The 13,004-nt window shown below is 41.8% G+C and carries 13 protein-coding genes; 7 read left to right on the plus strand and 6 right to left on the minus strand.

The window, feature by feature from the left end; translation table 11 throughout:
- The first annotated feature begins 125 nt into the window (after nucleotides 1–125).
- The 3 genes from ACYRY3_RS22165 (at nucleotide 126) to ACYRY3_RS22175 (ending at nucleotide 1,642) form a co-directional block, all read left to right on the plus strand.
- Nucleotides 126–344 (plus strand): hypothetical protein, encoded by a 219-nt coding sequence (locus tag ACYRY3_RS22165; RefSeq protein WP_460203793.1) that lies wholly within the window; start codon nucleotides 126–128, stop codon nucleotides 342–344.
- Nucleotides 345–347: 3 nt separating this feature from the next.
- Entirely contained in the window at nucleotides 348–1,070 is a 723-nt protein-coding gene (locus ACYRY3_RS22170; protein WP_460203794.1) for a glutathione S-transferase family protein, read from the plus strand.
- Between the two features lie 338 nt (nucleotides 1,071–1,408).
- Entirely contained in the window at nucleotides 1,409–1,642 is a 234-nt protein-coding gene (locus tag ACYRY3_RS22175) for a hypothetical protein (protein ID WP_155746901.1), read from the plus strand.
- Between the two features lie 212 nt (nucleotides 1,643–1,854).
- On the opposite strand, the gene ACYRY3_RS22180 is transcribed toward ACYRY3_RS22175, so the two are convergent.
- The 3 genes from ACYRY3_RS22180 to ACYRY3_RS22190 form a co-directional block, all read right to left on the minus strand.
- Nucleotides 1,855–2,454 carry a glutathione S-transferase family protein gene (locus ACYRY3_RS22180; RefSeq protein WP_460203795.1) on the minus strand — a complete coding sequence of 200 codons (600 nt, stop codon included), beginning with the start codon at nucleotides 2,452–2,454 and terminating at the stop codon, nucleotides 1,855–1,857.
- Nucleotides 2,455–2,644: 190 nt separating this feature from the next.
- On the minus strand, nucleotides 2,645–2,842 hold the full coding sequence (locus ACYRY3_RS22185; RefSeq protein WP_460203796.1) for a hypothetical protein: 198 nt from the start codon (nucleotides 2,840–2,842) through the stop codon (nucleotides 2,645–2,647).
- A 34-nt stretch (nucleotides 2,843–2,876) separates the two neighbouring features.
- Nucleotides 2,877–3,275: a hypothetical protein gene (locus tag ACYRY3_RS22190; protein WP_460203797.1), complete on the minus strand. Its 399-nt coding sequence runs from the start codon at nucleotides 3,273–3,275 to the stop codon at nucleotides 2,877–2,879.
- Nucleotides 3,276–3,704: 429 nt separating this feature from the next.
- Here ACYRY3_RS22190 and ACYRY3_RS22195 point away from each other — a divergent pair, with 429 nt between their 5' ends.
- The 4 genes from ACYRY3_RS22195 (at nucleotide 3,705) to ACYRY3_RS22210 (ending at nucleotide 9,140) form a co-directional block, all read left to right on the plus strand.
- Nucleotides 3,705–5,906, plus strand: a complete 2,202-nt coding sequence (locus ACYRY3_RS22195; RefSeq protein WP_460203798.1) for an ATP-binding protein — start codon at nucleotides 3,705–3,707, stop codon at nucleotides 5,904–5,906.
- Between the two features lie 318 nt (nucleotides 5,907–6,224).
- Nucleotides 6,225–6,968 carry an HMA2 domain-containing protein gene (locus ACYRY3_RS22200; RefSeq protein WP_460203799.1) on the plus strand — a complete coding sequence of 248 codons (744 nt, stop codon included), beginning with the start codon at nucleotides 6,225–6,227 and terminating at the stop codon, nucleotides 6,966–6,968.
- Nucleotides 6,969–8,590: 1,622 nt separating this feature from the next.
- Complete coding sequence (locus ACYRY3_RS22205; RefSeq protein ID WP_460203800.1) at nucleotides 8,591–8,797, plus strand: hypothetical protein; 207 nt, start codon at nucleotides 8,591–8,593, stop codon at nucleotides 8,795–8,797.
- A complete protein-coding gene (locus ACYRY3_RS22210) occupies nucleotides 8,778–9,140 on the plus strand; it encodes a hypothetical protein (RefSeq protein ID WP_460203802.1) in 363 nt (120 codons plus the stop codon). Before ACYRY3_RS22205 ends, ACYRY3_RS22210 begins: the two co-directional genes overlap by 20 nt.
- 198 nt (nucleotides 9,141–9,338) lie before the next feature.
- On the opposite strand, the gene ACYRY3_RS22215 is transcribed toward ACYRY3_RS22210, so the two are convergent.
- The 3 genes from ACYRY3_RS22215 to ACYRY3_RS22225 all read right to left on the minus strand — a co-directional run bounded on the left by ACYRY3_RS22215 (nucleotide 9,339) and on the right by ACYRY3_RS22225 (nucleotide 12,561).
- A complete protein-coding gene (locus tag ACYRY3_RS22215; protein ID WP_460203803.1) occupies nucleotides 9,339–9,470 on the minus strand; it encodes a hypothetical protein in 132 nt (43 codons plus the stop codon).
- Between the two features lie 226 nt (nucleotides 9,471–9,696).
- Nucleotides 9,697–11,490 (minus strand): ABC transporter ATP-binding protein, encoded by a 1,794-nt coding sequence (locus tag ACYRY3_RS22220; RefSeq protein ID WP_460203804.1) that lies wholly within the window; start codon nucleotides 11,488–11,490, stop codon nucleotides 9,697–9,699.
- A gap of 501 nt (nucleotides 11,491–11,991) precedes the next feature.
- On the minus strand, nucleotides 11,992–12,561 hold the full coding sequence (locus ACYRY3_RS22225; protein ID WP_460203805.1) for a ribbon-helix-helix domain-containing protein: 570 nt from the start codon (nucleotides 12,559–12,561) through the stop codon (nucleotides 11,992–11,994).
- Between the last annotated feature and the right edge of the window lie 443 nt (nucleotides 12,562–13,004).

The following is a 13,004-nucleotide window of genomic DNA, read 5'->3' on the forward strand; positions in this document are numbered from 1 at the left end:
ATTTTTAGGCTTAATCATTTTTCTCTCAATTTTACTGACTATTTTAACCCACATTCCATAGTATCTTTGAACTATTCACCCTTGCCCAAGATTGTTGAGCCCATACTCGTACCGCAATATGTACAATGTTGCTTGTGAATGCGATTCGCTTGTGTCAAGTACGTTCCAGTGAGTGCGATCGCCCTCCAACCCTTAAAAATTCAACAGCCATTATGTTAAAAATAAAACAACATTATCGGGGTGAATTTTATCCCACCACTGCTACCAACAATTTGCATGAAAAAAACAACAAAGATTGCACCCTGGTTTACCCTAGAAATGTGGGTAAAATGCCAACTGATTGAGTTATGAATAATACAACCTCAATACTTTTTTACGCAAACCGGAACTGTCCCTATGCACAACGCAGTTGGCTGACACTGCTCGTTCTAGGAGTGGATTTTAACTATCTGGAGATTGAGCTAGGTAAGGACAATAAAACCGACTGGTTTCTTGCCATGAATCCCAACGGTACTGTGCCAGTTATTAAGCATGGCGAGACGGTAGTTTACGAATCCCTGGTAGTCAATGAGTACTTGTGCGAAGTGTTGGGCGGCGATAAGATGAGCTTAATGCCAAACGATCCCGCAGGGCGATCGCGTATCAGAATTCTCATGAACCGCTGTGACTTGAAATTTGTGAAGCTTTCCTACAGTTATCTTTCCCACAAGCGTACTGCTCAACAAGATTCAATTGTTAAAGATGACCAACTGCGTACTCAGTTAGAGGACGAGCTACGATTTCTTGACAGTGCCATCGGCTCTACTGGTGGTCCGTATTTCATGGGAAAAACCATGAGTCTTGTGGATACTGCATATATGCCTTTCTTTGAACGGATGAGTGTGGCGTTAGCTCACTGGAAAGATTTTGATATTAAAAGTCTTGGGCTACAATACCTTAATACTTGGCAGATGGTTTTGTCCAACCAAGAAGCATACCAAAAAACTCGTATGTCACCCGAAGGCATTGTAGAACTGTACTCTCGTTTTCTTGATGTGAATTACTTTCAACGTGTGGGGATAGCACAATAAGGAAAGTCGTGTTATTTGTCGTACCATTTTCAAGTATCTTTCCAGTACAAATGACAATAACTATTTGCTGAAAGAAAGAGTGATTTTGGGTACCAATTCGTGGGTTCAAATATTAAGAGCGTCACTGACTTGCGTTTCGCTTGCTGCTGTCAAATTGCTTTTCTAAAAGACTGAGATGATTCAGCTGTTGGGAGCGCGATCGCGTAACACTAGGAGCCAACCATCAATCACCAGCAAGGCTAGGGTAAACAACATGCTAGCGCCATAAAAGTTGGGACTATTATAATTGAGAATATAATTGAGAAATAATTTAATTAAGAATTACGAATTATTCGGTCATGGTACAACAACCAAGACGGGACGAACCGCTTTATTGCTGCATAGTTCCCGTTGAAAGCATTACGGGAAACCTTGAGGAAGAACTAACCACTTTTGGTAAGTCGGAGGATGCAGCTCGATGCCAAGCTCAACAAATGCTCTTCTTAAACTATAAGTGTAATGAAGAACAAATCCAACAATTAATGGAACAAGCGAGAAGTGAGTACGTGTCTCCTTGGTGCTCCCCTAACTAATACAAACACTGCAATTTGATTGGTGTGTTAATAGTCCGTGCGATTGAAATGCATATGTCATGATCGGAGCGCACTGCCTCTTCAAACGTGGTCAGTGAAAAATTTAAACCAGTTGCCGTGTTATTTTCTCTCACTTGAGGCAGTGCTGCTGCTTTTCAGTTTTCTCGCCTTGACCCTTCCCAAGGAACAATTCCGTTACCGTTGTATAAAAATTATGGAATACTGTTGGCAAAGTCATATTTACCTCCACGATCGAGCGCACGCAAGTAAGCTTTTCGCGTATGGATGCGCTCAAGAAATTCCCCAATTGAGGGTCGGCTAAGGACTTCTTGAGGGAGCATGGCAAGCAATTCGAGAGGAAAGCTCATTTGGATATCGGCGGCAGTTAGGTAGGAACCAACAAACCACGTGCTCTTACGAAGTTCGCCTTCTATATAATCGGAATGAAGCTTAATCTGCGGTGCGACGAATGCGCTCATAGCCTGACTATCGCCCAGTCCAAAACGGTTAAGAATGAGATTGAGGAGCAAGGGCGGCATTGCAGAGCCTTCAGCATAATGCAGCCAATACGTATAGCGCAGACGCTCTGTTGTATTGGGGGGTGGGACTAGCTGACCATTGCCGTAGCGCTCCACCAAGTATTCGATAATAGCACCCGATTCGGCAAGAGTCAGGTCTCCATCTGTAATCACTGGTGATTTACCGAGCGGATGGACGTGGCGCAATGACTCGGGTGCTAGCATGGTTTTTTCATCGCGTTCGTAGTACTTAATTTCGTACTCGATATCTAATTCCTCAAGCAGCCATAGCACGCGTTGCGAGCGTGAGTTGTTGAGATGATGAACAACTATCACAAAACGTTCCTCTATACGTAGTAACTCATGATACTTAACTTCCTAGATTAGCTTAAGACCAATTAAGTAACGTCCACCCTGGAGACTATCATAAGCACAATTATGAAAGCATCATACATAGTTTTGACACTCATTTTTATCTAGAAAACTAGCACGCCTGATTGATGTTGGATGAGTAGCACGCGTTATCCATTAGATGGCGTGGTGGCTTTCTTGTTTTCAAGGTTCGCTTCGCCGCATGGACGGCGCGATCGCATGACAGCGCCGCCTCCCCCAGCTTATCGCTACTGCCTGTCAGTGCTTGAAAAATATATAAAAGTAAAATACCCAGCCTTGGTTCTACCATGTTGAAGACAGAGGCTGGGCTTGTGTACTCAACGTTAAAAATTAGATAATGGTACACGAATACCAGATTCAAGGGGGGGAACTTTATAATAGTTGGCTGGCTCAGTAGGTTTAGACTCTAGGTTCTGCGGCTGTTGTGGCTTAGAACATAACTTCAGGTTAGCAGCAGGATCTTTGAAAAAGTCCAGAGGGTTAATATTTTTACATTGCTGCTCGCGTTTCACCCCAATAGAGACAGGAGCTGGTCTTCGATTGTTAATTCGGTAGATAGTACTACCTGCTTGATTTTTTATCGAGGCTGGTTTAGTTAGCAGAAGAGAAGCTTGACCCCGGTCAGTTGTGGTGGTCGAAGTATTCTCTTGATTAGCATAGGCAGAAGGAGCCAAGGCGATCGCACCCAGGACAATCAGTAGGGCTCCTAGTGAGCATTTCATAATTTTCTCTCCAATGATGATGCTTGCCTTACATTAGCAACACCCTGTATGGCAAGTTTTCCGGTAACTTAAAAAAAGCCGAGTAAATTTGTCGTAGCAAAAACGTGCAGGAGTAGAATGACCAAAGCTTAGCATACTTACAGGGGATTTTTAAAATTTAAGCAAAGTTTTTTACTTATTTTTAATCCGTGCTGGGGATCGCTCAATACAAGTAGGTCGGTACAAATAGAGTGAACGGGTGTTAGTCGTTCTTTGTCATTTGTCACTTGTCATTTGTAGGGGGTATAGCATTTTTAAAGTCCTTTTATTTCTGCCTACCTACTTAATAGTTGTCATTCCTCCCCGTTCCCTGTTCCCCAGAAATGTTAAATATTAGTTGCACATCATTTATGGGCATACTAAGCAATAGTCTAACAGTTGAACCAACTGATGAAAAGGCGTCGCTCCAGCAAAGTCAAAGCTTTGCCACTACAACTTGTTCTCATTGTTCCGTTTGTCTTGCAGATTTTTGCAGCAGTGAGTTTAGTAGGCTACTTATCATTTAGGAACGGACAGAAAGCGGTCAACGACTTGGTAGACCAGCTGATGAATCGAACCAGTAGTATGGTAGAACAACATCTGAATTCTTATCTATCCATTCCCCATAAAGTGAGCCAGATGAATGCCGACGCGATTCAGATGGGATTGCTGGATGTGGGCGACAGGCAAACCGTGGGTAAGTATTTCTGGAAACAGATGCAGGCGTATGACCTAACTTACATCGGTATTGGGCTGACAACGGGGGAGGGAGTAGGTGCAGCCCGTTATGATGGTAAAACAGTTACGATTGATGATTGGAATTCCAAACCTGCGAAAAATTGGTACAGCTATGCTACAGATGAGAAGGGCAATCGTACCCGTGTCATTGGTATTTTTGATTGGGTCAACTTTAACAAACCTTGGTACACCGACCCAATAAAAGCAGGCAAACCGGTTTGGTCGCGGTTTTTAACCATAAATTATCCCCATTATCCATATATCAGTGCCTCAGCAGGTCGCCCCATTTATAACAGGCAAAACCGATTGCTGGGGATGGTGAGCGCAGATCTTCATCTATCGAAGCTTAGCGATTTTTTACGGCGTTTGGAAGTCAGCCGTTCTGGACAAGTTTTCATCTTAGAGCGCAATGGTATGCTGATTGCTAATTCCAGCAAAAAGCAACCTTTTGCCGTCATTAATCATCAAATTCAGCGCATCAAGGCGATTGACAGCCCCGATCCTATGGTTCGGGGAGTTACTCAACAGATCCAACAAACCTTTAAAGGGTTCGAGTCGATTACCAAACCGAAAAAACTTCGATTAGATTGGCAAGGAGAAGCGCATTTTATATACATTACCCCTTGGCGTGACAAATATGGGCTTGATTGGCTCGTTGTGATTAGCTTGCCGGAACAGGTTTTTATGGCAAGAGTCAACGCTAATACCCAAACTACAATTTTGCTTTGTTTGGCTGCATTGACTGTAGCTAGTTTCATGGGGTATCTTACTTCTCGCTGGATTGCACATCCTATACTGCGAATGAACCAGGCAAGTCAGGCAATGGCATCTGGTAACTTAGACCAGAGAGTAGATGTTAGTAACATTCAGGAACTTAACACCCTTGCCCACTCTTTTAATCATATGGCAGGGCAATTGCATGAATCCTTTAATGCGTTGGAAAACAGTAAGCTAGAGTTAGAAGACCGAGTGGAAGAACGTACTGCCGAACTGAAAACCACTTTGAGTGAATTGCAGCGCACCCAGGCACAAATGATTCAAAGTGAAAAAATGTCTAGCTTGGGTCAACTGGTGGCTGGTATTGCCCATGAAATCAACAATCCAGTGAACTTTATTCACGGCAATATTAGCCATTTAAATGACTACATTCAAGATTTGCTGCAGATGCTCTATCTCTACCAGCAACGCCATTCCGATAGCGATCCGGAAATTCAAGCGCTAGCAGATGAAATCGATCTGGAATTCCTCATAGGAGACTTACAGAAGATGCTGGTTTCTATGAAAGTAGGCACTGACAGAATTCGTAACATCGTGCTATCCCTACGGAATTTTTCCCGCATGGATGAAGCAGAGTTCAAAGCAGTAGATATTCATGAAGGGCTTGAAAGTACGTTATTAATTCTGCAAAACCGCCTAAAACACAAATCAGACTGTCCACCTATTGAAGTGATTCGCCACTATGGCAACTTGCCTCGAGTCGAATGTTACCCCGGACAACTCAATCAAGTTTTCATGAATCTTCTGACAAATGCCATCGATGCCTTGGATGAGGTCTATGTCAAGCGCAGCAATCAAGAAGTAGAGGAAACTCCCCGCCAGATTACCATCCGCACCTCCATAAATTTGCAGTGGGTGGAAATTGCGATCGCTGATAATGGATTGGGAATGCCAGAACAAATAAAAAACCGCATCTTCGATCCCTTTTTTACAACCAAACCCGTGGGCAAAGGCACGGGCATGGGTTTGGCAATTAGCTATCAAATCATCACTGAAAAACATGGTGGCAAATTAGAGTGTTTTTCCACCCTTGGTAAAGGAACTGAGATGAAAATTCAACTCCCTGTCCGACAGATGGTTTCCAAAGAATCGACTTAAATAAGTATGTGGGTAGGAAAACCTACTTATAATCCGGCAAAGAATGTTGAAATTGTTTGAAATTCTATTCAGAATTTAAATAGATTTATTTCAGCGATCGCGCAAACAACTTGATTTTAAATTTCACTGAATTTTTCTTAGGAATTGAAATAAATTATGTGTCATATGACTCTAATTATCGCTATTTGCAGATGTACTGAATATAGTTCTTGTGGTAGGCACATCCCTGAAAGCCCTTTCAATCTAAAGAAAGATACTGAAATCTGTAAATTCAACTATATTGAACTTATTATTAACCTTAATTTAACCTTCTTGTGAATGATAACAAGTGTCAGTAGGAGGGAAAATTTAAGCACTCAGTTAGAACCACCTCCTGAGTCAATTTCTAATTGGACGCAAAGTGATTCAATGCTCGAAGTGAATCAGATTGATACCTTTGCTGCCAGAAAATCAGTGGGTTTTTGGAAAAAGCAAGGTCTGAGTTTGATTGCCATCACCCTAGGGTTACTACTTGCAAGGATAGTTGGAATCAAAGGCTCGGCAGTAATTGCAATCTTCTTAATGACTGTAGGTGTTAAGCGTAAAGCAAACGCTCACCAAAAAAGCAGGACGAAGAAAAATTTATTACATTATAAAAAAGTAGCCTATAGCGTTGTTCATGCAATTCCAGGACGAGTAAGATTTAACGTGCCTTTGATTGTCCGAGATTCTAAATACGCACAACAACTTGAGGATTTACTTACAGCAGATAAGCAGCTAAGCAGTTTCCGTGTTAATCGTGATGCAGCATCGGTAGTCATCACTTATAAACCTAATGTAATCTCAGATTCTCGAATGCGATCGCATCTAGCCAGTGTGATTCAATCTGCTCGCAATACTCCAGTAAAGACAAATTTAACAACAGCGTCAATAATCCTTGCTTGCTCATTAGAAGTACGACAGACAACTGTTTCATCAGATAGTTGCTGTTTGCTAAAAAGTAAATCTGGAAAACCTCTCAAGGGTGGTGCATTGGCAGCAAGAAGTCATAGGCTTTGTCGGATTGGTGTGTTGTTGAGTTAACCATTGCCCGCGCTTGCTAAACACGGGACGAGCAAAATTAGTATAAGATAAAGTTTTGAAAAAGATTTTTTTTACGAAACCCATTGATTTGTGATTTAAGTTAATTCTCGTATACTCCGTGGGATGACTTTGTCAAAATTATGCTCGTTGTATCTGAATCTCGCAAAACTATCAACGCAATTGCGGATACAGGTAAGTTTGCTACCAACCAATACAGCCAGTTTCTTGATTTATCAAAAACATTTCTATACTTATTTTGAAGCTTCATCAATTAAATAAATTTGGTAACAGTCATACACAGTATTAACAAGAGACTCTTATTCTAGGTGTTTATTAAACTTAAAGGAGCGAAGGCGATCGCAAAAACCCTGGTAACTTTGACAACACAGGGGTTGCTTGATAATTATTTACGTGCAAGGAAATTTATCAGTGTTTGTCACTCCTGCACGGACTGCTATAAATAGATGAATCTTAATCCCAAAGCATCAAGGCCAGAAGTGGGTACCGTCTGTCCCCCTTCAGTTGCAATAAATAACTGGTTAATGAAATAATTCCCCGATTGAGAGCCAAATAGCTGAAGAAATAAATTAGCAGGGACTACGCACCACGGACGACAAATCTAGGGCGCTCCTTTCTCTGTTGCTCCAGAGTATTTTGAATCAACATATGAAATTTTACTTCACAACCATACTCACAGTGGTAATGGCTCTAACCCCACTTTGCACCTTAGCAGGATCGAGTCAAGATCCCCCTCAGGAGAGCCATCGTGGGGGTCCAAGACGCGGAGTAAGGACAGAAGACTTGACTCAAACACAAGTAGGTGGGTGGGCAGAAGTGAAAATAACACGACTAGGTCTTATGGGTTAACACCGATCGGGCTTTTTGTTGTCCTATCGATGTTTCAATATTCTTCAGTTAAAGGTTATTTGTGACAACACTCATCCTCATCAGTAACCTGAGTGGTGTAGATAGTTTGTCAACCAATGGTTTACAAAATTGGGCAATGTCAACCAAATGCAACTCATCCTCATTAGGAGTTTCAGGGATGTAGACAGGTTGTCAACCAATGGTTTACAAAATTGGGCAATGTCAACCAAATGCAACTCATCCTTATCAGGAGTTTCAGGGATGTAGATAGTTTGTCAACCAATGGTTTACAAAATTGGGCAATGTCAACCAAATGCAACTCATCCTTAGCTAACTGTTTTTGAAAGCGTTGAGCTAGCCCTGTCAATTGCTTGTGAGAAATTTGGTTTTGTTGCTTGAGACACTTGATTTGACTATGTAAACTGGAACTATATGGTTCTACCTGCTTCTAACTGATTTTGCCTTGCTCGACCTCCTTCATAAGTGCGATCGTTGACATCTTGCTCCTGCTTAATAAGGAGTGGTGGGCAGTGCCCACCCTACGGAATAATAAGCTTTTCAGCCTATAATTTTCTCAAAAATATGGTATTGCAAGATATGCGATCGCGAATCCCCTCGCTTGTGTGCTACTAGTAAAAACAATAGAAGACGCAGCAAGCTTAGTATGAGGACATCGCGATAGAGATTGTAGGTGAGATGTTTCGTCCCAACTAGATCGCAACAGTTTGTGGAACTTTTTGGTCTATAACCAAGCTATGACTTCTGCTAGAGGAATTATTTGCTTGTTCTTTGCTAATGTTAAGAAGTGTTCGGGACAGCAAATAGGCTTGAAAATAGGTTGGTTTAGCTACTCCATTCTACCTGCCAGCCCGTACCTGCAACAAGCCTGCATATGTGCCGAAAGTGTGAAAAGTATTGAGAATGAACTCATGGAGTTAAGTCATGACAAATCTGTTTTCTAGAGCAATCTCTCACATCAGTTCCCTGCTTAAAGAGCTTCAGGTAAAACGTTTTTTAGCTGTTGTTCTAGTTGGGTTGATTGTGCTGACAACAAACGCTAATGTCCAGGATCGTAGCCAAGTCCTAACCAAGAAGATTGACCAAGCGGTACATCAAGGCGATTCCCAAAGACCAAAAACCACAGGGGAGTGGAATAAGGAAGCTCGTGAAACAGAAGATGCTCCTGGTGAAAGACTTCAAAAAATTGCAACTGAATCAGCAGAAGCGGTAAAAGATTGGGGCGAACTGTACCCAGACACTATTAAAACAAGTGCTGGTGCTCCCTCTAACCATAGTCAACGCTAAAGGGCTTCTGACATCAGATTACAGTAGTTGCCATAGTTGCCATAAAAAAGCCTACAAGGTTGAAGCACTCAGCATGGTTGAGTGTTTCAACCATCCTTAGGTTGTGGGCTATCTCTTGCCACATCTGTGTATCATTCACAAATTAGAGAGGGCAGCTATATCTTTTATTTATATTATTAAATTAAGCATTGCCAGAAATTATTTATCAGCTTCGATTGTTTCGACTATTGCTAAACCCAGTGTAGAAGCTAGCATAATAAAGATGATTGATGCTAAATCTACTATGACAAATAATTGAAGTGCTGCCTCAAATGAGAAATAAGCCTGCATGATTTATACCCTGCTTTCATCGAACACATTTCTTAAAATAGGGGGAAAAAATAAAGAAATTGTGGAGACTGTCAATAAGTCGGTACGAGTAGAGTTAAAGGGGTGAGGACCGTCCTTTGTCATTAATCATTGGTTAATTGGCATACAAAGGACAAAGGACAAAGGACAAATGGCTCTCAAGACAGTTATATTGAATTCTCCCCACCTACTTATGAGTCAACAGCAATCAGGTTTGCAATGCGTTCAAGCGTGCATACAATCCATTATTGTGTTGCAGTAACTCATCATGCCTGCCAATTTCAGCAATTCGCCCTCCATCCAAGACAATAATTCGGTCAGCATTACGGATTGTGGAGAGGCGGTGGGCAACCACAAAAGTTGTACGATTTTTCATCAGGTGTTCAAGTGCCTCCTGAATTAAAGCTTCCGATGCAGTATCCACGGAGGCTGTAGCTTCATCTAGTATTAGTACTTTGGGATTGCGGACTAAGGCACGGGCGATCGCAAGGCGCTGACGCTGACCACCTGAAAGTTTTGTTCCGTTTTCACCAATAAGAGTATCAAGCCTCTGGGGCAATTTGACGATAAATTCATGAGCATTAGCATCAACGATAGCCTGGTGTAATTGCTCTTCGCTCACCCCAACGGAACCATAAAGAATATTTTCCCGTACCGTGCCTTCAAAAAGAATTGTTTCTTGGGGAACCACCGAAACAAACTGCCGATAGGTTCTCAAATCTAAGGTGTCCATGTCTTGACCATCAAGATAGATCCGTCCTTTTGTAGGTCGAAGAAAACCAATCACAAGATTGAGTAGGGTAGACTTGCCACCTCCTGAAGGTCCGACAATAGCAATAGTCTCTCCAGCATTAACTTTGAAGCAGATATTATCAATTGCTGAACGCTCGTGATTGGGGTAGGCAAAACTCACCGCATCAAAAGAAAAGTCCCCCCTCACTTGCTGCACGGAATATTTATCCTGATTCTTTTCTAAATCGGGGCACTCTAGAATCTCACCTACCGATCGCAAAGACTCAAAACCCGTACCAATTTGTGGCAACACGGCAAGTATCTGTAAGACAGAATTGGCTAGGGTATCAAAATAACCCGTTAGTAATATCACATCACCATTTGTGATATTCATCTTTCCAGTATAAGCCAAATAAGCAGCAGTTAACAGACACAATGTATTAAAGAGGCGGATAGTAACCCAACTGCAAGCACCAGTAAAGGCATTGATACCATCCAGACGCATTGCCGCCTTTTTCACAGAGTCAAGACGCTCTTGAGTCCGTAGAATTTCTGTCTCTTCAACTCCATGTGCTCGTGTCACTGGCACAAGCTTAATCATCTCTATTAAGTGAGAGGACATCACCTCTTTTTGTCGGCGGAAAGCATGATTGCAATCTCGAATTGGTGCTTTCAACACCTCCGCTAAAATCACTGCCGCCGGAACTGTGGCAACAAAAAAGAGCAAAAACCAAGGGGCTCGAGTCGCAGTCACTGAAATAGCAACAAGAATAGTCAATATCGCTGAGGGCACAAACTGAAAAATATGATTGGCGAGAATCTGAATTTCTTCTACATCCCTCAAAAGCTTAGCTTGCAGTGCTCCCGTACTCCGTTGTTTGTAAAACCCAATAGAAAGCTGTTGCAACTGCCGTGTCAAAGCGTCACGCAACCTTGTTTCCATTTGGCGGGTTACTGCACTTAAGGTCATGATGTACAGATACTGCATTGGAATGTTCTGTACAAGAGAGATAGCTAAAATCGCTCCATTTATCCAAAGTTGACCCAAGGAATGCTGTTGCGGACGAGAAATAATATCAATAATGTTAGCTATAACAACTGGTCTAATCCAGTCTGGGCTGTATTTTATAACATAGTACACCATTGCCAATACCAGCTTGCGCCAGTCATGACGATATAAAAGAAGGAGCGTTTTAAAAGGAGCATCACTACGGTAGAAAGATAACGGTACCCCCTGGTGAGGTTGCTGGTTATATTTTCGTCGTTTCATAAAGGTATAATTTTAGCTACCTAGTGATAGCAGATCCGAGAGCAGTTCAGCTACTATTTCTTGAAATTTTCAGTATATGTCTCGGTACTTTTCAGGTAATACAAAAGGAAAAAATACTGCCATGAAAGGATTTTAGAAAACCAATCTGCTTTGAAAATCAGATACAATCCTATCTTTTAAGTAACAAATTGTACCTAAAATTACACAAAAACAGTATTTAATTATGTATAATTTTTATTTATGTCTAGTAGATATGCGGAAATGTTTTACAGGTATATGATAAAGTCTCCGTGCAATTGAGAGTTTTACCAGAAGCCAGAGAAAAACTTAAAGCCGTTCTTAACTGGGAAGAACGACTAAGGGAATGTGTCGCTCAGCGCAGAATTCCCCAAAGATAAGTAGCTGTGAACAGAGGTAGATAGGAATTAGGTGACAATTGATTATCCTACCTCCTACCCTACCCCCTACACTTTGTTTTAGGTGAAACTCGAACAAAAAACGTTATTCCTGAACCGAATAAAACAGCAACTCCTCTGGATGAAATTGCCAAGCTATTCCCTCCGGATCGCGTACCCGGCTCCACTCCCGAAAATCCTCTCGGTTTTTATTACGTGAAACCGTTGTTTTCGCAACTCCCAATCTTTCAGCTAACTTATTGAGAGTCTGCGATCGCATCTGTGGTATAGTGTCATTATCGGGTTGTTTGCTTGTTTCTGGTTGTATTTCTGGGATGCTGCCATTCTGGTCTACTGGTAAGTCACTGGTATATGCTACATTGGGAGGCGCACTATTTCGTTCCTGAATTTCTGAAAGAGAACCTTCTAGTGCAGATAATCTCTGTGCTAGCTCATCTACAGCATTCAACTTCTCCTCTAGACTTTTTAATCGTGCTTCCAAGTCTGTAGTATTCGCTTCACTAACAGACGTACTGGGCAATGCACCAAAATATTCGCCTAAAATTATTTTTATGGCTTCACTATTTGTAATTTGGCGTTCAGTACAAAATTGTTCTAATTGCTCAAATAGTTCTGGTGACAGGGTAATTGATACACGAGAGTTTTTGGTTGCCATTTTTCAGTCCATCTGAATCTCCTCACAATAGTGTGTCCTAAAGTGTTGCAGTAGTGTGCTAATCTTTACGTAAATCTAAAATATTTGTCCTCAATGTTCGTTATTACTAAATGCGTGCAGAAGCAATTAGCCAGAAAATTTTAGACAATTAGGACTGGAGAACATATTGTTCAATCATATTGAGCCACTCCGCACACGCTTCGTGACGCGGATGCAGGAAAAGGTGGCGCTAGGGCGTGTTTTCTTGCCTCGTTATATCCTAAGAAATAGGCGATCTCAAGATGTATTGATAAACCGAGGAGACGACAGGTACAGAACCGTGGGTCAGGTTAAAATTATTACCAACCTCCCAAAAGCCTAGAACAAGGAAGCCAAATAAAGACCACCGGATGGCAAAAAGCGGGAATCACCGAACCAAATTCTAGAACAGTTGCTGTGCGATT

The sequence above is a fragment of the Scytonema sp. NUACC21 genome (assembly GCF_054684315.1).